Annotated in this window: 21 protein-coding genes and 1 riboswitch; of the genes, 6 read left to right on the forward strand and 15 right to left on the reverse strand. The window is 51.1% G+C overall.

All coding sequences use genetic code 11. The features are described 5' to 3' along the window. Positions 1 to 20: 20 nt before the first annotated feature. The 8 genes from WFK81_RS01995 to metA all read right to left on the reverse strand — a co-directional run bounded on the left by WFK81_RS01995 (position 21) and on the right by metA (position 9340). Positions 21 to 620 (reverse strand): 3D domain-containing protein, encoded by a 600-nt coding sequence (locus tag WFK81_RS01995; RefSeq protein ID WP_336784784.1) that lies wholly within the window; start codon positions 618 to 620, stop codon positions 21 to 23. Between the two features lie 60 nt (positions 621 to 680). After that, entirely contained in the window at positions 681 to 2618 is a 1938-nt protein-coding gene (gene thrS, locus WFK81_RS02000) for a threonine--tRNA ligase (protein ID WP_336784785.1), read from the reverse strand. Positions 2619 to 2977: 359 nt separating this feature from the next. After that, complete coding sequence (locus WFK81_RS02005) at positions 2978 to 3925, reverse strand: putative sporulation protein YtxC (protein ID WP_336784786.1); 948 nt, start codon at positions 3923 to 3925, stop codon at positions 2978 to 2980. 133 nt (positions 3926 to 4058) lie between these two features. After that, positions 4059 to 4193, reverse strand: coding sequence for a hypothetical protein (locus tag WFK81_RS02010; RefSeq protein WP_336784787.1), 135 nt, complete (start codon positions 4191 to 4193; stop codon positions 4059 to 4061). A 552-nt stretch (positions 4194 to 4745) separates the two neighbouring features. Next, on the reverse strand, positions 4746 to 5885 hold the full coding sequence (mqnC, locus tag WFK81_RS02015) for a cyclic dehypoxanthinyl futalosine synthase (RefSeq protein WP_132307809.1): 1140 nt from the start codon (positions 5883 to 5885) through the stop codon (positions 4746 to 4748). A 153-nt stretch (positions 5886 to 6038) separates the two neighbouring features. Beyond that, positions 6039 to 7211 carry an aminotransferase class I/II-fold pyridoxal phosphate-dependent enzyme gene (locus WFK81_RS02020; RefSeq protein ID WP_336784788.1) on the reverse strand — a complete coding sequence of 391 codons (1173 nt, stop codon included), beginning with the start codon at positions 7209 to 7211 and terminating at the stop codon, positions 6039 to 6041. A gap of 5 nt (positions 7212 to 7216) precedes the next feature. Then, positions 7217 to 8377, reverse strand: coding sequence for an aminotransferase class I/II-fold pyridoxal phosphate-dependent enzyme (locus WFK81_RS02025; protein WP_336784789.1), 1161 nt, complete (start codon positions 8375 to 8377; stop codon positions 7217 to 7219). Between the two features lie 45 nt (positions 8378 to 8422). Then, positions 8423 to 9340: a homoserine O-acetyltransferase MetA gene (gene metA / locus WFK81_RS02030; RefSeq protein WP_336784790.1), complete on the reverse strand. Its 918-nt coding sequence runs from the start codon at positions 9338 to 9340 to the stop codon at positions 8423 to 8425. 103 nt (positions 9341 to 9443) lie between these two features. Beyond that, positions 9444 to 9546, reverse strand: a riboswitch (SAM riboswitch). A gap of 361 nt (positions 9547 to 9907) precedes the next feature. On the opposite strand from metA, the gene corA reads away from it, so the two are divergent. Next, positions 9908 to 10843 carry a magnesium/cobalt transporter CorA gene (gene corA, locus WFK81_RS02035; protein WP_336784791.1) on the forward strand — a complete coding sequence of 312 codons (936 nt, stop codon included), beginning with the start codon at positions 9908 to 9910 and terminating at the stop codon, positions 10841 to 10843. Positions 10844 to 11419: 576 nt separating this feature from the next. On the opposite strand, the gene cysK is transcribed toward corA, so the two are convergent. Together cysK and WFK81_RS02045 are read right to left on the reverse strand one after the other, a co-directional pair. Continuing rightward, positions 11420 to 12355 (reverse strand): cysteine synthase A, encoded by a 936-nt coding sequence (cysK, locus tag WFK81_RS02040; RefSeq protein WP_336784792.1) that lies wholly within the window; start codon positions 12353 to 12355, stop codon positions 11420 to 11422. Between the two features lie 62 nt (positions 12356 to 12417). Continuing rightward, positions 12418 to 13692, reverse strand: coding sequence for an MFS transporter (locus WFK81_RS02045; protein ID WP_336785464.1), 1275 nt, complete (start codon positions 13690 to 13692; stop codon positions 12418 to 12420). Positions 13693 to 13920: 228 nt separating this feature from the next. Here WFK81_RS02045 and WFK81_RS02050 point away from each other — a divergent pair, with 228 nt between their 5' ends. From WFK81_RS02050 to WFK81_RS02060, 3 genes are all read left to right on the forward strand, one after another. Next, entirely contained in the window at positions 13921 to 14823 is a 903-nt protein-coding gene (locus WFK81_RS02050; RefSeq protein ID WP_336784793.1) for a LysR family transcriptional regulator, read from the forward strand. 41 nt (positions 14824 to 14864) lie between these two features. Next, the gene (locus WFK81_RS02055) at positions 14865 to 15674 is read left to right on the forward strand and encodes a histidinol-phosphatase (RefSeq protein ID WP_336784794.1); all 810 of its coding nucleotides are present in this window, start codon (positions 14865 to 14867) and stop codon (positions 15672 to 15674) included. A gap of 211 nt (positions 15675 to 15885) precedes the next feature. After that, positions 15886 to 16731 carry a DMT family transporter gene (locus WFK81_RS02060; RefSeq protein ID WP_336784795.1) on the forward strand — a complete coding sequence of 282 codons (846 nt, stop codon included), beginning with the start codon at positions 15886 to 15888 and terminating at the stop codon, positions 16729 to 16731. A 76-nt stretch (positions 16732 to 16807) separates the two neighbouring features. On the opposite strand, the gene WFK81_RS02065 is transcribed toward WFK81_RS02060, so the two are convergent. Continuing rightward, complete coding sequence (locus WFK81_RS02065) at positions 16808 to 17206, reverse strand: DoxX family protein (protein WP_336784796.1); 399 nt, start codon at positions 17204 to 17206, stop codon at positions 16808 to 16810. Between the two features lie 195 nt (positions 17207 to 17401). Here WFK81_RS02065 and WFK81_RS02070 point away from each other — a divergent pair, with 195 nt between their 5' ends. Next, positions 17402 to 17710 (forward strand): winged helix-turn-helix transcriptional regulator, encoded by a 309-nt coding sequence (locus tag WFK81_RS02070; protein ID WP_336774033.1) that lies wholly within the window; start codon positions 17402 to 17404, stop codon positions 17708 to 17710. Positions 17711 to 17880: 170 nt separating this feature from the next. Here the strand turns inward: WFK81_RS02070 and sdhB are convergent, their stop codons facing one another. The 3 genes from sdhB to WFK81_RS02085 are packed head-to-tail and all read right to left on the reverse strand — an operon-like array spanning position 17881 to position 21098. Beyond that, on the reverse strand, positions 17881 to 18639 hold the full coding sequence (sdhB, locus tag WFK81_RS02075) for a succinate dehydrogenase iron-sulfur subunit (protein WP_336784797.1): 759 nt from the start codon (positions 18637 to 18639) through the stop codon (positions 17881 to 17883). A gap of 2 nt (positions 18640 to 18641) precedes the next feature. Continuing rightward, entirely contained in the window at positions 18642 to 20399 is a 1758-nt protein-coding gene (gene sdhA / locus WFK81_RS02080; protein WP_336784798.1) for a succinate dehydrogenase flavoprotein subunit, read from the reverse strand. Positions 20400 to 20426: 27 nt separating this feature from the next. Next, positions 20427 to 21098, reverse strand: a complete 672-nt coding sequence (locus WFK81_RS02085; RefSeq protein ID WP_336784799.1) for a succinate dehydrogenase cytochrome b558 subunit — start codon at positions 21096 to 21098, stop codon at positions 20427 to 20429. Positions 21099 to 21431: 333 nt separating this feature from the next. Here WFK81_RS02085 and WFK81_RS02090 point away from each other — a divergent pair, with 333 nt between their 5' ends. After that, positions 21432 to 22310: a LysR family transcriptional regulator gene (locus tag WFK81_RS02090; protein ID WP_336784800.1), complete on the forward strand. Its 879-nt coding sequence runs from the start codon at positions 21432 to 21434 to the stop codon at positions 22308 to 22310. Positions 22311 to 22652: 342 nt separating this feature from the next. Here WFK81_RS02090 and WFK81_RS02095 read toward each other — a convergent pair whose 3' ends face one another. Further along, positions 22653 to 23315, reverse strand: a complete 663-nt coding sequence (locus tag WFK81_RS02095) for a potassium channel family protein (protein WP_336784801.1) — start codon at positions 23313 to 23315, stop codon at positions 22653 to 22655. Positions 23316 to 23332: the final 17 nt, after the last annotated feature.

Raw genomic sequence — 23332 nt, forward strand, 5'->3', positions numbered from 1 at the left:
CAGGACGGAACAGCACGGGATCATGACTCCAGATAGGTCTGCGGGATCGGTTTGCCCGCTTCTACGGCACGGTTAATTTGGTTCAGCCAGGACTGCGACAGCTTGCCGTTGCCCTTGCGAAGCACATGGACATCAACCGTTCTCTTGCCCCACTGCTTATATACATCTTTTATCGTCTCAAAGTATAGGTCGAGCCTGTTGCCTTTAATGGCCGAACCGGTATCCGCCACTACGCCGTAGCCATAGCCTGGGATATAAAGCAGCGTGCCGATCGGAAAAAGCTTTGTATCCGCCGCAACGGTCGATACCTGTCCCCTCCTGACTTTTACGCCAGAGTAGGTGATTCCGTATTGCGGATGACCCGGACGCTTTCCGGTCGACTCATAACCCGCGGTATAACCGGTGGCTACCACCTGAACCGTGGATATAGCCTGCTCTGCAATGGCTTCAACAGCCGCAGGAGCTTTCTTGCCATCCTTGCTCTCCTTCAATGCTTCATGAATCTCATGCTTGGCTGCGGGTGCCGCTGCAAGGCTTGAAGCCTCAGCTCCTCCTGTCAACAAGGCGGCTATCGCCAGGCTTGAAATTGTTTTTGTACAAGTAAAAAAGCTTGTGACCATTTGGGCAGCTTCCTCCTCAGAAGAATATTTCCCAAACGGTCCAAGCTTTATGCATGAGACTTAGATTGTTTTTGTTGCGATTTCTTTTTGCAGCAGCTCAACCAGCTCTGCTACCGGCTTTGCGCCGATATCGCCTTCGCCGCGCTTGCGTACCGAAACCGAGCCCGATTGAGCTTCGTTTTCCCCTACAACAAGCATATAAGGCAGCTTCTCCAGCTGTGCTTCGCGGATCTTGTAGCCCAGCTTCTCGTTGCGCAGATCGCTCTCTACGCGAATGCCAGCCAGCTGAAGCTTTTCTTCCACTTCACGCGCGTAAGTTTCGTAAGCGGTGGATACCGGGATAACCTTCGCTTGAACCGGCGACAGCCACAGCGGCAATGCGCCCGCGAAGTTCTCGAGCAGGAAGGCAGTCATCCGTTCCATTGTGCTGATGATACCGCGGTGGATAACGACCGGACGATGCTTCTTGCCGTCCTCGCCGATATATTCAAGCTCGAAGCGGTCAGGCAGAAGGAAATCGAGCTGTGCGGTCGACAACGTCTCTTCCTTGCCAAGCGCCGTCTTGATCTGAACGTCAAGCTTAGGGCCGTAGAATGCCGCTTCGCCTTCCGCCTCGAAGAATGGCAGGCCAAGTTCTTCGACTACTTCACGCAGCATGCGCTGCGACATTTCCCACATCTCGTCATTCTGGAAGTACTTCTCGGTATCCTGCGGATCGCGGTACGACAAGCGGAAACGATATTCCTTGATGCCGAAGTCCTCATAGACTTTGCGGATCAGGTTGACAACGCGTGCGAATTCTTCCTTGATCTGATCCGGACGGCAGAAGATATGCGCGTCATTCAGCGTCATCGCGCGCACGCGGTGCAAGCCTGTCAATGCGCCGGACATTTCGTAGCGGTGCATCGTGCCCATTTCGGCAATGCGGACCGGCAGATCGCGGTAGCTTCTCATGTCGCTCTTGTAGACCATCATGTGATGCGGACAGTTCATCGGGCGAAGAACAAGCTCTTCGTTATCCAGAGCCATCAGCGGGAACATGTCCTCGCTGTAATGCTCCCAGTGACCGGAAATTTTATAGAGCTCCACGTTGGCGAGAACCGGCGTATAAACATGCTCGTAGCCAAGACGTTCTTCGAGGTCAACGATATAACGCTCCAGCGTACGGCGAACCTTCGCACCGTTTGGCAGCCATAGAGGCAGGCCTTGTCCAACCTCGCGGGAGAACGTGAACATTTTCAGTTCTTTGCCCAGCTTGCGGTGGTCGCGTTTCTTCGCTTCTTCCAGGAAGTGCAGATGCTCGTCCAGTTCGGCTTTCTTCGCGAAAGCAGTTCCGTAAATACGCTGCAGCATCTTGTTCTTCGAGTCGCCGCGCCAGTAGGCACCCGCTACGCTAAGAAGCTTGAAGGCTTTGATTCGGCCAGTGGATGGCAGATGCGGTCCGCGGCAAAGATCAAAGAATTCGCCTTGGTCATACATCGTGATAACCGAATCCTCCGGCAGGTCGCGAATCAGCTCCAGCTTCAAATTGTCGTCAAGCTCGGTGAAAATCGCAAGCGCCTCTTCGCGGCTTACAACACGCCGGCGAATATCGAGGTTCTCGTTAACGATGCGCTGCATTTCCTTTTCGATCTTGGTCAAGTCCTCCGGAGTCAGAGACTGGTCCATATCGATATCGTAATAGAAGCCGTCCTCGATTACGGGACCGATACCCAGCTTCACGTTTGCGTTGCCATACAGGCGTTTGATGGCTTGGGCCATCAGGTGGGCCGTACTGTGACGGTACACTTCGAGGCCGTCCGCCGATTCCACGGTAACGATCTCGATCGCCGCATCGGATTCGATTGGCGAATATACGTCAACGACCTTGCCGTTGATTTTACCAGCAATTGCATTTTTACGCAGACCCGGGCTGATCGAGCCGGCTACTTCTTCGATTGTTGTTCCAGCCGCATATTCGCGAACCGCGCCGTCTGGAAAAGTAACTTTGATAGACATGGATTTCCCTCCTGAAAAAGTTGGCATAGCAGGCGGGATGAATGCAAAAAAAGCACGCATCCCGCAAAGGGACGAGTGCTTGATTACCCGTGGTTCCACCCTACTTCGACTGCTCTCTTGTATTCGAGGCAATCCTTGTATTGATCTGATAACGGAGACATCCGGTGCAGCTTAATAGCGGCCTCATCAGAAGGCCTCACGTTCAACCGCACAGCTACAAAGGGGTATATTTGCTGATGTCATGAAGGAAATTGCAGCCAGGTTTCCTCTCTCTGGGCCGACATTACGGGGCAAATACATGTCTTTGTCATTGCTTTTCGCATTGTTATGAGCATTATAACCGCTTTGTCCCTCATTGGTCAATAGATGCGGCTGTCAGGCTGGATGGTTCCGTTTCCTTCAAAGCATGGACTGCACGCCGGACATTGGGTACAGACCGATACGCGGTTGTCAAAAATCGTTTCGATCGTCCGGATGACCTGCATATCCTCTTGCCTCGTGTGGATCATAATATGCTTAGGCGAGACGGCAATCAGCGAGCTGATGACCATATCTTCGATATTCATCTCGGTCTCCAGCATCTCGGCCACTAACTTGTCCGAGTGGGGCTTCGGTTCGAAAGGCTGAAATTTTTCGTTGTAGAGGACAAACTCATGGCTTCCTTTATGCACGAGATGGACGATCGGCACTTTGGATTCCTGCAAGCCTACAAAATATTTCAGCAGCGAAATAAACTCCTGGTACTGTTTATCCAGGACATATTCATCCAACGCATAGTCTACAATTTCGGCTAGCTCCGTCCGGTAAGACTGAAGCCGGAAGGAAGTTAAGCCATCCAGATTCAAAGCCGAATTTTCCTGCAGGTAACGATCGATTTCGTCGGCAACCTTCGATTTGCGCCGCTGCCGGTCGGCATCCAGAAATCTCGTCCCGAGACCATCCCATTCGGTTCCGTGAAGCAGCTCGTGGCAATATTTTTCGATGACTGGCGCATCGATGGCGTGATTATTCCTGTATTTTCTCCGAATGATGGCCGCCAGTATGATTGGTTCCATATCGGTTACGATGAATTCGGCAAGCGCTTTGGAAGCCGCTTGAAACACCGATTGGCTATGGTCAGCCAGTTGAAAATACGGCAGGATCGCTTGGCAGCTAATTTCCTTATCGGATAGCAGCGTGTACGCAATAGCGTTTCGTTCGATGTTTGCGATATGTAGATCATTGGTTGTGTATTCCGCCATCAAGGCCGCTAATTGGGCAGCCGATTGCTCCATGTTCGAAGGCAGCGTTACGGTAAACAGCTCCATGAGCTCACCCCTTTCATTCCCCTTATAAGTATATGGCTGGGGGGTTGGGTATATACGAAAGGAGTGGTGGGAGATGATGGGGAGTGGCGGAGGTGTGTGCTGGCTTCTTTTCGGGGCTGACCAGGCTGGGATTTCACTGCGCGAAAGTAACGTCCTTCCGATCGCTGTTGTTTCCGGATTTCTTCGATTCAAGACGCGCTGCGGTTGAAATCCGGGAAACAAAGGCGAACGCTGCGCTTCTCCAGTACGTTACTTTCGCTCCGCTCACACCGCCACCCAGCGCTCATAAACCAAGCCTCACTCCGCCACTGTGGTGAGGCGAAGGTATTGTTAACTGCCCGTTTTCCTCGGGCAGCAATTTATATTTAACGGAGCGTTAAACTTTGCTCCGTTAAATTCGAAACAAATGACCGGAAGTAGTGGCTCAATATGCTCAAGCCCCCCCTTCAAAGTAGCTACGTTGGAGTTACTCCAGTAAACTCTCCCCTTTACAGGCTCATTTCAAGTTTACGTTGAATTCAGTCCAGCGTATTTTCTTTTTTTCGGGCAAATCCCTTTAATTAGCGCATTATACTGGAGCGAATCCAACGTATGGTCCTGCTGGGCATCACCAGTACATTTTTATTGGAGATAATCCAATGTAGACGATGGCGTTACTCCGTTGGCTGATGGAGATAAACTTTTTTTTCGAGCAAGGAGTTTGGAGCCGTTATCTTAGCACAACATGATCTGGCATTCAGCATGGAGCCGCACGCACACTGAAGCCAAAATAAAAAAGCATCCAAGCCCCTTTAACCGGGTCCGGGATGCTTATATCTTATTAGTTCTGCATAACAAAGTCTTTCGAAGCATGCTCGTTGTCATCGTACATCTTAAGCGTATTGTATTTCGTATCGCGTTGTGCCGGAATTTTGCCGGACTCGCGGATAAGCTGAAGAATAAGTTCGATGTTAACTTTGTGCGTGGTGCCCGCAGCGGATACGACGTTTTCTTCGATCATCGTGCTGCCGAAGTCGTTACAGCCGTACGAGAGCGACTGTTTGCCGATTTCCGGCCCCATCGTCACCCAGGAGGACTGGAAGTTGTCGATATTGTCGAGCATGATGCGGCTTACCGCAACCATCTTCAGGTATTCCTCAGGCTTCGACTTCTCCACCTTCCTCATGTTGGTGTTATCCGGCTGGAACGGCCAGCAGATAAACGCGAGGAAGCCTTTCGAATCGTAACCGTTCGCGATGCATTCATCCTGCGCATCGCGAATGCGGAGCAGGTGAAGCGCACGCTCCTCCGCCGTCTCGCCAAAGCCGTATACCATCGTTGCCGTGGTATTCATGCCGTGACGGTGCGCGGATTTCATGACGTCCATCCAATCCGTCCAGGAGCCCTTCAGACGGCTGATTTTACGGCGGGTACGGTCATCGAGAATCTCGGCGCCGCCGCCCGGCAGCGAATCAAGGCCGGCTTCATGCAGCTGGCGGATCACCTCGTCAAGCGACAGTCCGTCCGATACTTCCTTCATCTTCTGAATCTCTGCAGGCGAGAAGGAATGCATCGTAATGTCCGGGAAATGGCGCTTGATCTCGCGGAGCAGGTCCGTGTAGTAGGAGAACGGCAGATTCGGGTTTGTACCGCCCTGCATCAGAATCTCCGTACCGCCTACATCGATGGTTTCCTGAATTTTATTAAGTATCGTTTCGTTCGAGAGGACATAGCCCTCATTCGAACCCGGCGCGCGGTAGAACGCGCAGAACCGGCAATAAACATCGCAAATATTTGTATAGTTGACGTTCCGGCCCACGACAAATGTCGTAATCGGTTCAGGATGGCGTCTCAGCATCAGCTGATTCGCAACCTCGCCCATTTTTTCGATTTCATCGGATTCAAGCAGCGTTACGCATTCGTCGAACGTAATCCGTTCGCCCTGCAGCGCCTTATCCAAAATCTGGTCCAACGTAGACATCGCAAGACCTCCTTATCTTTCCGTTCTTAATAGCTATCAACTAATCCTATCATATCTCGTTCTTGTCCGTCATCTTTCGTATGTTACGGAAAAACGAAAAAATACGGCCTGTCGCAAACGACAGCCGCATTTTTCGCTTATTTTGAACAAAAATTATCCGCGCAGGGCAGCGTCCAGATCGGCAATCAGATCATCGATATCTTCAAGCCCTACCGAGTAACGGACCAGACCGTCCGTAATTCCCCGCTCGTAGCGAACTTCCCTTGGCATTGCCGCATGCGACATTTTGGCCGGGTAGGATAAAATGCTCTCCACCGCGCCAAGGCTGACCGCTACCAGCGGCAGCTGGACGCGGCTAAGAAGCGATGCAGCACGCTCTCCGCTGCCTACATCGAAGGACACGACAGCTCCGTAGCCCTTAGACTGCTTCTCGTGAATCTCGCGGCCCGGATGATCCTCGAGACCAGGGTAGTAGACTCTGGTAACCTCCGGATGATCATTCAGCCATTCAGCCAATCTGCGGGCACTGCGCTCGCTATGCTCCATGCGGGCTTGCAGCGTCTTCATGCCGCGCATCAGAAGCCAGCTCTCGTGAGCGCTCAGAACCGCGCCAAGTCCGTTCTGAAGCTGATACAGCCGGCGTCCGAGCGCTTCATCGTTTGTTACGGCAAGTCCAGCGAGCACGTCGCTGTGGCCGCTCAGGAACTTCGTAGCGCTATGAAGCACAATGTCAACGCCAAGCTCGAACGGACGCTGATGGTAAGGCGTCATGAACGTATTGTCGAGCATCGTCAGGAGGCCGTTTTCTTTCGCCCAGCCACTCACGCGAGCGATGTCCGTGATCTTGAGCGTCGGGTTGGACGGCGTCTCCATAAATACCGCTTTTGTATTTGGTTTAATCGCGTCTTTTACTTGGTCGAAATCCGTCATGTCGACAAACGTGGTTTCAATATTGAAACGGGTGAGCACAGCCGTAAGCAAACGGTATGTACCGCCGTACACGTCTTCCGTTACGATGACATGATCGCCTGCGGACAGCAGCATAAACGCCGTCGAGATCGCCGCCATGCCGGAAGCGAAAGCAAAACCTCGGGTACCGCCTTCGAGCAAAGCGATATAGTTTTCGAGCGCCTCGCGGGTAGGGTTGCCCGAACGGCTGTAATCATGATGCGGAGGATTTTGAATATCCGCCTGATGGAAGGTTGAAGCTTGGAAAATCGGCGCGCTGGACGCGCCGGTTTGTTCATCGATTTCAGCGCCGAAATGAAGCAGCTTTGTCGCAAAGTGGCGTCCGGCGATTTTTTCGGGATTATGTCTGTCGCTCATGGCGCTTAAGCCCCCTCGATTTCGCGTTTTGCCTCAGCCAAAGCCTGCTCCAGATCGGCAATCAAATCATCCGCATGCTCGATTCCTACCGAGAAACGAAGGAGACGGTCGTCGACGCCGATCTTTTGACGGATTTCAACCGGAATATCCGCGTGAGTCTGAACAGCCGGGTAAGTCATAAGGGACTCTACGCCGCCAAGGCTTTCCGCAAACGCGATCAGCTTAATATGACGGAGAATCGGCTCTACGTAACGGGCATCCTTCAGACGGAAGGAGAAAATGCCGGTGTTGCCCGAGGATTGCTTGCTCTGCACTTCATGACCCGGGTGATGAGGCAGCGCTGGATAATAGACATCCTCAACCGCCTCATGCTCCAGCAGATAATTCGCAATAGCCGTTGCGTTGAGCTGATGGCGTTCCATGCGAAGCGCCAGCGTCTTCATGCCGCGCATCAGAAGCCAGGAGTCCTGCGGTCCAAGAACGGCGCCAAGCGAGTTATGCAGGAAGGCCATTTGCTCGGAGAGCTCTTTTCCTTTCGTTACGATCAGACCGGCAAGAACGTCATTGTGACCGCCCAAATATTTGGTTGCGCTATGGACAACGATATCCGCGCCAAGCTCTATAGGACGCTGGAAGAACGGAGTAAGCAGCGTATTGTCTACAATAGTAAGAAGACCTTTGGACTTCGCCCATGCGGATACCCGCTCCAGGTCGGTAATCATCATAAGCGGGTTTGTTGGCGTCTCGATCAGAACCGCCTTCGTATTCGGCTGAAGCAGCTCCGACATGCCGTCAAGATCATTGGTATCTACATACGAAGCCGTAACGCCGTATCTGGACATGATTTTTTCGAGCAAACGGTATGTGCCGCCGTAAAGATCAAGCGAGACAATCAGATGGTCGCCTTGGCTGAACAAAGCGAAGATCGTGGTCAGAGCGGCCATACCGGAGCTACAGGCAAACCCTGCGTCGCCGGATTCGAGCTGAGCCGCCGCTTCTTCCAGAACGGTACGCGTCGGACTTTTGGTACGGGCGTAATCAAAGCCCGTGCTTTGGCCAAGCTTAGGATGGCGGAACGCCGTTGCTTGATATATCGGGAAGCTTATCGCACCCGTAACAGGCTCCTTCTCAGAACCGATATGCGCAAGATGACTTTCAATTTTCATAAAGTTCGTCCGTCTCCTTCGTCTTCGTCATGTCTAATTTATTATTTAGATACCCGCGCCCAGATCATAAGGCGTTTGTTGGTATACATAATAGTTCAACCAGTTCGAGAACAGCAAGTTCGCATGGGAGCGCCATGTCGAATAAGGAAGTTTTTCAGGATTATCTCCCGGGAAATAGTTCTTAGGAAGATCAATCTCCAGCCCTTTTGCTTTATCGCGGTCATATTCGTATTTCAGCGAAAGCGGATCGTACTCCGAATGCCCGCTGACGAAAATTTGTCTGCCGTCCTTGGAAGCTACAATATATACGCCGGATTCTTCGGATTCGGACAAAATATCCAGATCGCCAATCTTCTCGATATCCTCGCGGCGAACTTCCGTATGGCGGGACTGCGGCACAAAGAACATTTCGTCAAAGCCGCGGAGCAGGTTCACGTTCTGTTTCTCGGTTGTATGCGGGAACACGCCGAAAATCTTTTTGTCCAGGTCGTATTTCGGTACGCCGTAATGATGGTACAAGCCTGCCTGCGAGGCCCAACAGATATGGAAGGTCGAAGTGACCTGACGTCTGCTCCAATCCATAATGTCCTTCAGCTCTTCCCAGTAATTCACGTCCTCGAAGTCCAGATGCTCGACGGGAGCGCCGGTAATAACAAGACCGTCATAATACTGGTCCTTAATGTCATCGAAGGTTTTGTAGAACGACTCCAGATGCTCGTGCGACGTGTTTTTGGATGTATGGGTCTTCGGATGCAGCAGTACAATCTCCACCTGCAGCGGCGTATTGCCAATCAGGCGAAGAAGCTGCGTTTCCGTCGTTTCCTTGGTAGGCATCAAATTCAATATGGCAATCCGTAACGGACGGATGTCTTGATGGAAAGCGGTGCTTTCATCCATAACGAAAATGTTCTCATTGTTCAAAATTTCTTTGGCTGGTAAAGAATCAGGTACTTTAATCGGCATTGCGATTCACTCCTTTGCTCGAATATCGGCCTTCTCAACGCAAAAAAGACCCTTTCTGCCGTGAGAAAAGGTCGTGCGCTCATCAAAAAAAGAGCTCTCGCCTCCCTCATCTCTCAGAAACTTAAGTTTCCGCAAGAATTAGCACCGTGCTTACGCCGGTTGCCGGGCTTCATCGGGCTAGTCCCTCCGCCTGCTCTTGATAAGAAAGTGGTTCTATTCGGTTGTCGAAATCCAATTCTAATGTTAACTTTAATGGATTCTGCCATTCGCGTCAAGGACGTTATTAACATATGCTGTAGAAGGCCTTCCAAAAGGTCAGTCGGCCTATTTTTCCGCTTGAATGTAAAGCGTGTGCGGGAGTATACTAGACAAGGATTAAAAGCCGATTTTTCATGAAGAATAAAGGGTAAAGGAGTGCAAACGGAATGGAAGGCGATCGACCTAAGCCTGACAACAACCGAATACGGCAGCTGCCGGATCTATCGTTGCTCAAGCGGGCGTTTGCGTTTTAAGTCCGTTCTTTTGCTCGTTCATCCGGCAGCTCGTCACAAGAGAGGAGAAGCTCGGATGAAAATTCGTCATGTAAACAACGGGTTATTTACCCTGATCGAAGACATTAATGAGACGCTGGTTCCGGCTGCGGAAGGCTTCTATTGGATTGATGCCGACGTGGAAGATCTCGCGATCCTGCAGCCGCTGTTCGGCATGCATGATCTGGCCGTCGAAGACTGCCTGAGCGAAGAAGAACAGCGCCCGAAAATCGAAATTTATGAAAACCAATATTTTATTGTTATTAACAGTATCCGGTTCGATGACGAGGAGATTTTCCTCCGCGCGCTGAATATTTTTCTAGGCCGTCATTATATTATTACGATTACGAAGCAAAAGCTGAACGAGCTGCGCACGCTGAAACCCGTTCTCTGGGAGCAGGAAGTCAACCGGCCGGACTATTTCCTATACCATCTCGTCGACATCGTGGTCGACAATTACTTCCTGGTAGGCGACCGGATCGACAACCGGATCGAAATGCTGGAAGAAGATATATTAATGAATACGAAAAAAACGCATCTGAACGAAATCATCGGTCTGCGCGGCGAGATTTTGTGGCTGAAGAAAGTGCTTGGCCCGCAAAAGGATCTCATCGCCACGCTGAACAAGCGGGATTTGAAGCTGATCGATGACCAGCTGCAAAAGTACTTCAGCGACATCTACGAGAACGCCGTAAAAATCGCCGAGTCCTTCGACACGTACCGAGAGCTCATGGGCAACTTGCGAGAAGCTTATCAGTCGACCATCTCCGCCCGGGCGAACGAAATCATGCGCGTGTTTACCGCGATGACCACGATCTTCATGCCATTGACCTTTATTACGGGAATCTACGGGATGAACTTCGACTATATTCCGGGCATGCATATGCGCGGCGGATCCATCATCCTGCTTGGCATCATGCTGGCGCTAGGAGTAGGAATGCTGGTAGTGTTTAGGAAGAAAAATTGGTTATGAGTGTGGGGAGCCGCCCTGGTGTTGGGGCGGCTTTTTGCTGTGTGCTTTTTTGTGGATGGGACGGCGGGTCGGTCGGGTCGGTGTGCTACGGGGACAGGGGAGATCTCCTTTCAGCCGCTGTTGTCTACACTTTGCCTGAACTTAATGTTCCAAGGTTGCAAAGTGTAGACAAAGGCGGACGCTCCGCTCTTCAATGGAGATCTCCCCCTTACCCCTGCGCCCCTCCCCGACCGACCGCCCGCTCCCAGCACAGCCGCCCGCAACCCCCGGGCGGCTGTGCTGAGAGGGCCGAAAGGGGCTCAGGCGCTGCGCACGAGCCCGAATTAACAATAAGCGTGATAAGACCCCGACAGGGTCTTATCACTGCCACTTCCAACCCCCTTACAACACAATAAGACCCTTGTGGGGTCTTATCCCATTGCCAACTGACCGTTTTCGCCAGTTTCACCTTGCTCGCGTAGCCGATAAGACCCTCGCAGGGTCTTATCTCTGCCACTTCAACCCCCTAATAGCACAATAAGACCCTCGCGGGGTCTTATTGTGCTTCTCTAGAGAGAAAATATCTCTCGCGCCATATTAAGCTTCGTCGTACAAATTCGCCGACAGGTAACGTTCGCCCGTGTCGGGGAGCAAGACTACGATCGTTTTGTTCTTGTTCTCGGGACGCTTCGCCAGTTGGGAAGCTGCGAATGCCGCTGCGCCGGAAGAGATGCCGACCAAAAGGCCTTCGCTGCGTGCCAGCATACGGGAAGTGCGGTACGCGTCTTCGTTTTTGACCGTTATAATCTCGTCTACGACAGACGCGTTATAGTTGTCCGGCACAAAGCCTGCGCCAATCCCTTGGATTAGATGCGGACCTCTCTCGCCGCCGGATAATACCGCGGAATTAAACGGCTCAACGGCAACAATCTTCACGTTTGGATTGAGCTCCTTCAAGCGTTCGCCTACTCCGGAAATCGTGCCGCCCGTACCTACGCCGGCAACAAAGATATCCACCTGGCCGTCCGTATCGCGCCAGATTTCTTCGGCGGTTGTCGTCTTATGAATCTCGGGATTCGCGGGATTGCTGAATTGCATCGGTATGTACGAGCCTGGAATTTGAGCAGCGAGTTCATCCGCTTTGCGGATTGCCCCCGACATGCCCTCGGATGCCGGCGTAAGCACAAGCTCCGCGCCAAGCGCCTCCAGCAGCTTGCGGCGTTCGATACTGAACGACTCCGGCAAAATAATAATTAACCGGTAACCCAAAGCCGCCGCTGCAAAAGCCAGCGCAATGCCGGTATTGCCGCTTGTTGGTTCAATAATAACGGAGCCCGGCACAAGCTTGCCTTTTTCCTCCGCATCCTTGATCATCGCAAAACCAATCCGGTCCTTCACGCTGCCGGCGGGATTGAAGTACTCCAGCTTTGCAATAACTTTCGCAAGAGACTCTTGACTCTTATTGTAATGAGTAAGCTCGAGCAATGGTGTATTGCCGATCAGCTCAGTCAAATTACTATAAATGTTTGGCATTCATCATCGCACCTTTCTTTATTGGATCACTACCCATTATAGCATTTGCTTCGGAAGCCTGCTTATGCCATCTCTTCCTCTGCGGCTTCGCTCGCGCCTTTCTCCAAATTAACCTTCCATAATAAACCGATTCCGATTATAAAAAAGGCAATCAAAGATAATATCGCTACCCGGCTCGATCCGGTAATCGTCCCTACAACGGAGAATACGAACGGCCCCGCGAAGGAGGAGAACTTGCTGGACAGCGCCAAAAAGCCAAAAAACTCGCCCGTCCGTGAAGGCGGCACCAGATTGGCATAGATCGAACGGGCCACCGCCTGACTCCCGCCCTGAACAAAGCCAACCATAATAGCAAGCGCGTAAAAATGAATAGCGCTGGTCATAAAGAAGCCTAGCCCGACGATCAGGACATAAATGAACAAGGAATAATACAACATGCGCTTCGAGCCAAAGCGTCCGGCAAGCCTGCCGAACAGGAAGGTACACGGCCAACCGACAAACTGCGTAATAAGCAGCGCGATAATAAGGTCGCTTGTCTCTATTCCGATGCCCGCTCCGTAAATCGTTGCCATAACGATAACCGTATTGATTCCATCGTTAAAAAACCAGAAAGAAGCCATATATTTCAGCAGCTCGGGATATCGTTTAATAACAGAAAAGGTCTTTCCAATCCGCGCAAAACCGGCCCGGATGACTTCGCCTTTGCCAAGATCCGCGGCTGGTTTCCGGGTTTCCTTCACCCAGCGAAGAATCGGAATGGAAAACAGGAGCCACCAAATCCCCACCGTAATAAAGACCATTTGGGTAGCAAACGTTTTGCTTGGGAAGCCCAGCTTATCCCAGCCTTCGATCATAATAACGTTAATAAGCAGCAGCAGGCCGCCTCCGGCATAACCGTAGGCATAGCCCTGCGAGCTGACGCGGTCCCTTAACTCCTGCGGCACGCCGTCCGCCAGCATCGCGTCATAAAAGGTATTTCCTCCGGAGAAGCCTATGGAGCCCAGCACCATCAGGCTTGAGGCCAGAAGCCAATCTCCCTCCCCCGCAAACGCCATAAATACGCAGGACAAGACGCCAAGCAGCATAAATACGGATAAAAACCTCAGCTTGGAGCCCGTATAATCGGCAATCGCCCCAAGTATCGGCGACAACACGGCCACCAGCAGCATCGCAATGCTTTGCGTATAACCCCAATAGGTCTCGGCCCTGTTTCCCGCCAGATGAACGCCTGCGACATCGGAATAATAAACCGGCAGCACCGCTGCCATCATCGTAGTGGCAAAGGCGGAGTTTGCCCAGTCGTACATTTTCCAGCCACGCAATGCTCTATGATCCAGAACAAACGCCCCCAGTTTTAGGTATTGGCCATACTTCAGCAATAGTTCGACGGTCCCCCATTTATTCCTTTTAAATTGAATTGCCATACAAAAAATTAACATTCACCGTTTGCGGTCATCATGCTTCGGAAGCATCTTCTTAAGAATTTTTGAAGCTTGACCGCTTTTTTGCTGTAATCATCCATTTGCTTTATAATATATAGTGATCATGTTCGAGGGGGGATTGAATTGAATATTAGCCAGCTTGAAACGCTCCTCACCATATCCAAGACGATGAGCTTCCGCAAAGCAGGCGAGCTGCTGAATTTGACGCAGCCGGCCGTCTCTGCTCAAATCAAGACGCTGGAGGACGAGTTCAAGACAGTTCTCATCGATCGCAATCAACCCGTTACCTTGACCGACCACGGAAAAGTTTTTCTGGAGCATGCGGAGAGAATACTTGCGGTTGTTGAAGAATTAAAGCAGAAGCTGTCCGATCTGAATGCGATACCTCAAGGCCATATTGTTCTTGGAACAACCTCATCCATGGCCATTCAAATATTGCCCCGGGTGTTATCTTACTTCCAGGACCAGTATCCGCTGATCAAAACGACGATTCATACGATGCCGTCCTCGCAAGTTCTAGCCAGCGTAGAGAACGGTTCTGTCGATATGGGCATTACTTACATCTCGGAAAAAAATCCGAACATGGACACATCCATTCTTTATTACGATTCCTTTGTCCTCGTTGCTTCTCCCGCTCATCCATTAAGCCAAGTAGCGCATACTACGATAGATATGATCAAGGACTTCCCCTTTATCATGCTTGCGCCCGACACGCTGGGCCGCCGCTTCCTGGATCAAATCTTCAAGAAGAACAATATGCAGCCGAATATTATTATGGAGCTGTCGAGCAGCGAAGAAGTAAAACGAATGGTTGAAATAAATCTTGGCATTGCCGTCGTATCCAAACTGTCCATTGCCAATGAGTTGAAGCTTGGCTCGTTAAAAATCATCAAAGTCGCAGAGCTTGAGCCGGAGCACCCGGTGGCTGTCGTCTACAAATCCGGCCGATATTTAAATACAGCCATGCAGCAGTTTTTAAGCGACTTAAAAGGCATGCCTGAGCAATCATTTCTTGGCAGCGAGTAAACCATACTTACGAATCATTTCGTTTTCAGGAGGAACTCATCATGAAATTCGATTTGCATACCCATCACGAACGTTGCGGCCACGCCGACGGCATGATCGAGGATTACATTGTTGCCGCAATTGACGCAGGCCTTGAAGTTATCGGCATTTCCGACCATTCGCCGTATTTCGGAAGCGAGCAGGACCAGCCTTTCCCCGGCATCGCTATGGCCCGAAGCGATTTCCAGAGCTATGTAGACGAAATTCTTCGCCTCAAGGAAAAATATAAAGACCGTATTGAAGTGCTTCTTGGCATGGAGTCGGATTTCTTCCCGCAGCATGCCGATACCTATCGGGATGCCTACCGCAATGTCCCGTTTGACTATTTGATTGGTTCGGTCCATCAGGTGAACGGAGTGAGCATCTTTAACCGCAACCGCTGGAAAGGTTTGTCCGATAAGAAGAAGATTTCCGAAAAAGTCACGTATTACGAGCTTATCCAGCAATCCGCCCGCAGCGGCATGTTCGATATATTGGGCCATATCGATGCAATGAAGGGGTATTATCCGGCCTTCTCCGACATTCCGGCCGATGACGTAATTGACGAAACCCTTCGTGTTATCGCCCAATGCGACGTTGCCATTGAGATCAACACTTCCGGCGGCACCAAGGATGTCGGCGGGTGGTACCCTTCCGACGCGATTCTCGAGAGAGCGCTTCATTTTGGAGTGAATGTCACGTTTGGCTCTGACGCCCATAAGCCAAGCCGAATTGGCGAAAATTTCGAGCTTGTTCGCAAGCGGCTGAAGGAAATCGGTTTCTCGAAGTGGGTGTTCTACCGCAAGCGCCAGCAAATCATCGTTCCGTTGTAATAAAAGAGATCCCGGCTTTGCCTTCGCGGCAAAGCTTTTTTTGTTTTGAACTTTTCCGTTTTCGGACAAAAAAAGTGGACCTGTGCGCTCACAGGTCCAAAATCGATATATTAAAAGGGGGTCTTGTTTATTATAATAGCCTAATAATATGTTTGTACCGTAACAGAACTATTTCAATTGTGTAACAAATTCAGGTAGGAGATGACAATAAATGTGGCTGGCAATCGCAGTCGGCAGCGCGATGCTGTTTGGACTGGCAGGCTGGTGGATGAAGGTAAGTCAAATGCGCAAGGGACATGTCTCGGTCATGTTGTTTGGGCTATACGCCTCGGGAACGGCAGGCTTTGGCATTCATGCAGCCGTAGAAGGTACAATCCCTCAATTAAGCGATTACCGGATATGGCTGGCCGGAATCATTATCGGGGCAGGCTCTGCTCTTGGCAATGCTCTATTTATGAAGGCGCTGGATTATGGCCCCGCTGCGTTAACGTCCCCGCTTACTAACATGAATATCGTGCTTGTCATTGCGCTTGGTACATTATATTACGGTGAGACGCTGCATTATACGGAAGCATCGGGGATCGTATTGCTGCTTGCTGCCGTTGTTTTGATTTCGTATAAAAAACAATCTGCTCCCTCTTCCGTACAACCGCAATGGTACCTGTACGTAACCGCTGCTATCTTGTTCTTTACATTCCGCAATGCCGGATTAAAAGTAACCGAAGAGCTGGGATTGTCCAGCGCCCCCATTTTATTTATCGGTTACGCGTTATCTCTAATCTGGTTCTCGATTCCTCTTCGCAAAGCTACCGACCGGGCAGCAATCCGAACAGGTTTGAAGCTGGGGCTTCTAGCCGGTATATTCTCATACGGCGGGCTGCAGCTATATGCCGTTGCATTGGCGACCGGCCCCTCCAATCTGGCTGCGCCTATCTTCGCGACAAACAGCCTTGTTGTCGCAGCCGGCTCCATACTCGTCTACAAGGAAAAGCTGAACCGTGCCCAATGGGCCGCTTTTATTTTGACGATCGCCGGGCTTATTATTATCCGGATTTGACCGTTATCCCTTTCAAAGCAAAAAGCACCCCGGAGTCTGCCCGCGCAGGACCCTGAGGTGCTTTTTCTTATTTGCCTTATTTCAGCAATGCGTCGATCGAGAAATCGCCAGCGCCCGTGAAGGCTACGCCAAGAAGAACGGCAATCAGAACCAGGTTGTATTCGTAACCGTTTTGAGTAACCCAAAGGCCGTTAGCGCCATGCACCTTCGCAATCGCAACAATCATGGTAAGGATCAGCAATGCCGCTCCCACTTCCACCCAGAGCCCCGCTCCGAACAGCACTCCGCCCGCTACTTCGGCCAAGCCTGCGCCGGCTGCCATCAACACGCCAGGCTTCATTCCGATCGATTCCAGCCATCCGCCCGTACCTTTCAGGCCATAACCGCCAAACCAGCCAAACAGCTTCTGCGCACCGTGTCCAATCATCAATAAACCAATAATAACCCGAATGATCAATAATCCTGTATCTAACATAATAGTACCTCTCCCTTTATCTTTTCTCGTTAGTTGAGCGGCCGCTCTCTTTGATGCACTTATCATAATGTATGTTACTTACTTTAGTCAAGTAAATAAATAAAAAATAGCAAATACCCAAATTTGGCTATTCCAACGAACTTACTTTTCCTTAGAACATATGCTACAATATAGGTAGAAAAAGGGGTGATCGCGTTGGATTATTCAACTATGTGCCCAAAGTATGAAGCTGCGGCCGACATTTTAGGTAAGAAATGGACAGGGCTTATCATCCGGGTCATGCTTGGCGGACCTAAACGGTTCAAGGAAATTAAAGAGCAGATCCCCGAGATGAGCGACAAAATGTTAACGGATCGGATGAAGGAACTAGAGAGTCAGAGCATCGTGAAACGAACTGTCTATCCTGAAATGCCTGTTCGAATCGAATATGAGTTAACGCCGAAGGGCCGCGAGCTCCAGCCCGTAATCGAATCGATTCAAAGCTGGGGCGAGCAATGGATGTAAAGCTGTACAACAAAAAAGCTGTACCGGACTAGGATACTTAATATCCCGTCTGGTACAGCTTTTTTGCATGAGTTGACTTTCATCATTAACTGCTTTACTATAATGATAATAGTTATCATTATCAAATATGAGCATGAAAAAGCCCCCCGCTGCTGCGGAGGGCGTCCTTCTTAGCCAAGCCATTTTTTGAACAATTGTTTGGTCGTATCACGGTTGATTGCAGCGATCGAGGTCGTAAGCGGAATGCCTTTCGGGCAAGAACGCACGCAGTTTTGCGAGTTGCCGCAGCCCTCGATACCGCCGTCCTCCATCAATGTCTCAAGGCGTTCAGCCTTGTTCATTTCACCCGTAGGGTGAACGTTGAAGAGGCGAACCTGGGAGATCGCTTGCGGACCGATAAAGCTGTTACGATCGTTAACGTTCGGGCAGGCTTCCATGCAGACGCCGCAAGTCATGCATTTGGAGAGCTCGTAAGCCCACTGGCGCTTCTCTTCCGCCAGACGCGGACCTGGGCCCAGATCATACGTACCGTCGATAGGGATCCATGCTTTAACCCGTTTCAGCGCGTTGAACATGCGCTCGCGGTTAATAACAAGGTCACGCACGACAGGGAAGGTGCGCATAGGCTCAAGGCGGATCGGCTGTTCAAGCTTATCGATCAGCGCGCTGCAGGCCTGACGAGGCTTGCCGTTGATGACCATCGAGCACGCGCCGCATACTTCCTCAAGGCAGTTGGATTCCCAGCATACCGGAGCCGTGCTGCCGCCATCCGCTTTTTTCGGATTGCGCTGGATCTCCATCAAGCCGCTGATCACGTTCATGTTCGCGCGGTAAGGAATCTCAAACTCTTCGGTGTACGGCGCGGAGTCCGGACCGTCTTGACGGGTAATCACGAATTTTACGGTTTTCGTTGCTGTCGTTTGAGCCATTGTTATTCTCCTTTCTTCTTGTTGGCTGTATAGTCGCGTTTACGCGGTTTAATGAGGGAAGTATCAACATCCTCATACGAAATTTGCGGGCCTTCAGGCGTCCAGGTTGCTTTTGTTGTTTTGAGGAAGTCCTCGTCATTACGGTCCGGGAAGTCCGGCTTGTAATGCGCGCCGCGGCTTTCGTTACGGAGCAAAGCGCCCAGCGTCATCGCTTCGGACAGCTCAAGCATGTTCCACAGCTGGCGCGTGAACGCTACGCTGGAGTTGTTCCATTTGAGCGAGTCGTTGATATTGATGTTTTGGTAACGCTGCTTCAGCTCTTTGATCTTGTCGATCGTTTGCTGCAGCTTGTCATTGAAGCGTACAACCGTCATGTTGTTCGTCATCCACTCGCCAAGCTCTTTGTGGATTACATAAGCATTCTCGGTACCGTTCATGCCAAGGATCTTATTGTATTTGTCCTCATGGCGTTTCTTCTCGCGGTCGAATACCGAGGAGGAAATGTCTTCGGACGATTTTTTAAGGCCTTTGATATATTCAACGGCTTTAGGACCTGCAACCATACCGCCAAAGATAGCGGACAGGAGCGAGTTCGCGCCGAGACGGTTTGCGCCGTGGTATTGGTATTCGCACTCGCCTGCCGCGAACAGACCAGGAATGTTCGTCATTTGGTTGTAGTCAACCCACATGCCGCCCATCGAGTAGTGAACCGCAGGGAAGATTTTCATCGGAATTTTACGCGGATCGTCGCCCATGAACTTCTCGTAAATCTCGATGATGCCGCCAAGCTTAACGTCAAGCTCTTTTGGATCTTTGTGAGACAGGTCAAGATAGACCATGTTCTCGCCGTTGATGCCAAGCTTCTCGTCAACGCAGACGCTGAAGATTTCGCGAGTTGCGATATCGCGCGGTACAAGGTTGCCGTACGCCGGATATTTCTCTTCAAGGAAGTACCAAGGCTTGCCGTCTTTGTACGTCCAGATCCGGCCGCCTTCGCCGCGTGCCGATTCGGACATCAAGCGCAGCTTGTCGTCGCCGGGAATAGCTGTCGGATGGATTTGAATAAATTCGCCGTTTGCGTAATGAACGCCTTGCTGGTATGCAGCAGATGCGGCAGTACCTGTATTGATAACGGAGTTCGTTGTTTTACCAAAGATGATACCAGGACCGCCCGATGCAAGAATAACGGCGTCGCCGATGAAAGTATGTACTTCCATCGTACGCAGGCTTTGCGCCGATACACCGCGGCAGATGCCTTCGTCATCCAGAACGGCGCCAAGGAATTCCCAATGCTCGTATTTCGTTACGAGACCGGCAGCCTCCCAGCGGCGAACTTGCTCGTCCAGCGCGTACAGCAGCTGTTGGCCGGTTGTTGCGCCGGCGAATGCCGTACGGTGATATTGCGTACCGCCGAAGCGGCGGAAGTCAAGCAGACCCTCAGGCGTACGGCTGAACATAACGCCCATGCGGTCCATCAAGTGGATAATGCCAGGTGCAGCTTCGCACATTGCTTTTACCGGAGGCTGATTCGCGAGGAAGTCGCCGCCGTATACGGTATCGTCAAAATGCTCCCATGGGGAGTCGCCTTCACCTTTTGTATTAACAGCGCCGTTAATGCCGCCTTGCGCGCAAACGGAATGGGAACGTTTCACCGGCACGAGGGAGAACAGATCCACATGCACGCCCGCTTCCGCCGCTTTAACGGTTGCCATAAGGCCGGCAAGACCGCCGCCAACGACGATAATTTTATTTTTAGCCATAACGTTTCGCTCCTTGTCTAAATACTACTAACCGATATTGGTCAATGCCAATGCGGCACTTGCCGTTTCCTTGAACTCGTCACCCATAAAAGCTACGAGGGACAGGATGAACAGCGCAGATACAAGCACAAAGATAATCATGCAGATATTCGCCGAAACCCGTTGAGCTTTCGGAGATACGGTAATCCCCCAGCTGATCAGGAACGCCCAGAGGCCGTTGCTGAAGTGGAATACCGCAGCGAGAATACCGATGAGGTACAGAATGAACAAAGCAGGGCTGGTTGCGATATTATGCATGGTCGAGCCAAGCTCTTCATGCGTCACATTGCCAAGCGCTACCTGCACGCGAGTCTCAAATACGTGCCAGATAATAAAGATAAAAGTAATTACCCCTGTGATACGCTGCAACGTAAACGCCCAGTTACGCTCGTATTTGAAACGTCCCGAGTTGAGGTTCGACTGGTAAGCCATGTACAAACCGTAAACACCGTGGAACAAAATCGGCAGATAGATACCGAAGATCTCAAGCAGTGTTACGACAGGCAGGCCGTTAATAAAGTTAACCGCTCTAGTGAAGCCTTCCGGCCCCCGCTCATACGCCTGAAAATTGGCCAGCGCGTGCACGATGATAAACATGCCGAGCGGAATCACCCCAAGCAAAGAGTGAAGCTTGCGCCAGTAGTACGAATTTCCTTTCATTAATACTTCTCCTTTCCAGACTGTGGTCGCTCCATGACATTTTTTACTGTTGACAAACCATTCTACATTGTACCCCCGGCTCTTAAGTCCGTCAACAAAAGTCGACACCAGGTACGAAAGTTTCACTCCCGCTACCGTTTTTTTGTCGGCGGGGTCCCCGCAAAGCACTAGGAATGAACTCCGACAAGCATTTGCTTCACTTTGTAGGTATAAAATTGTGAACGTTCCGTGTATGCCACCCTTTTAATCCTACTCCTTTTCAGCTTATAATGGAATTGCATATTTATTATAATTTATTATAACCAATTCACATAAGCGATCGGGGAGACCAAGATGATCGAAGAATTTCATATGTTTGCTGCAATTGTGGAGCATTCCAGCATGAATAAAGCTGCCGCTCTGCTTAATTTGTCACAACCGGCGTTATCCCGCAAAATAGCAAAGCTCGAAGAGGAGATAGGCGCCAAGCTGTTCGAACGCGTCGGCAAACGGCTTGAGCTGACCCGCGTCGGACAATTGACCTACGAGTATGCCGTGAACCTTCGCAAGCTGCACCGTCGTTATATGGATTCCGTTGCCGAATATACCGCGGCGGGACGAACCTCCATAACGATCGGAGCCAGTCTAACCACCCTGCAGACGACGCTGCCCGACTTTATCAAGACGTTAAACGCCAGTCATCCCGAATTCGATATCAAGGCTGTAACCGGCAAAACCCACGAGATTGTTACCTTGGTCCGCGACAATAAAGCGGATATTGCCATCATCGCCTCCATGATTGAAGACTCCCAGCTTCACTGCGTGCCGCTGTTTGACGACCATCTGCTTCTGGTAATCCCAACCAGCGTATCCGTTACGAATGAAGAGCCTCTTTCAATAGAGGATTTAAACGGGCTGCCGATGATATTGTTCTCGAAAGGAACCTGGTACCGCAAGCTGACCGACGAAGTATTCGCCAAATACCATTTGCAGCCGGATGTCCGGATGGAGATCGACTCCTTCGAGGCCATCGTCCGCCTGCTTCACACCTGCCGCGCGGCAACCCTGCTTCCGCATTCCTATATGCGCAAGCAGTTGCTAGCCGACAACGAGCTTGTCGTTGTCCCCATCCGCGAGCTGGAGGAGACAAAGCGAACAACGTGTCTCATCCACAACGACCCTTCCGATCTTCATCCGGCGGTTCGGCGGTGGATTGCGGAGCTAGGTCAGTAAAGAGGGTTCGCTCTTGGTCTTTCGCTCTTCCCCCTCCCTTTAGGGAGAGGACAGTGGTAGCGCTTTTTAGCGCTTCACTGTCCTTTTTCATTCCCTCGCAGGGGGAATGGATGGGTGCGGCGCGAGGTGGGAAAGGGGTATCTCTGGAGGAGCGCAGCGTTCGCCTTTGTCACTTCCTTTGCTACCCCTATGTAAATCCTAATCAGAGCAAAGGAATGACAACAGCGGCCGTAAGAGATACCCCGTCCCGCCGAGCCATCCCGCCCCATCCATTCCCCGCCTCTTCCAGCGAGCCAACAAAAAAAGGACAATGAACGCTAACAGCGCCCACTGTCCTTATCATCACCTGATTATGGTTTCTTCAAACTGTTCAATCTGGTCGTTTGTTCCGATCACGACCATAACGTCCTTTTCCGTCACAACATCAGCCGCCGTAGGAGCAATAATAATACCGGAAGGCTTGTTAATGGCTACGATGCTGCATCCGAACCGGGCACGCAAATTCATATCTTGAAGCGATTTGCCGTTCAGGCATTTCGGCACCGAAAGCTCGGCAATGGTGTACTCCTTCGACAGCTCGATATAATCCAGCAAATTCGGGGAGACAAGCTGATGGGCAACCCGGATGCCCATATCCCGTTCCGGGTAAATAACGCGATCGACGCCGATTTTCTCCAGCACGCGTCCATGCAGCTCGCTCATTGCTTTTGCCACAACCCGCTTCACGCCCAAATCCTTCAATAATATAGTCGTCAGTATGCTGGCCTGAATGTCATCGCCTATCGCCACAACTCCGCAGTCGAAATTGCGAACGCCAAGTGATCGCAGCGTTTCTTCGTCCGTGCAATCCGCCGACACCGTGTAGGTCAGCACATTGCTCATCTCCTGGACGGCTTCCTCATCCCGGTCGATTCCCAGCACCTCATAACCCAGCTTAATGAGCTCTCTTCCAAGACTGGATCCAAACCGTCCTAAGCCTACGATCACAAACTGATTGTTTTTCATCCTTGCTCCCTATTCCC

Source organism: Paenibacillus sp. MMO-177 (assembly GCF_037147795.1).
GTDB lineage: Bacteria > Bacillota > Bacilli > Paenibacillales > Paenibacillaceae > Pristimantibacillus.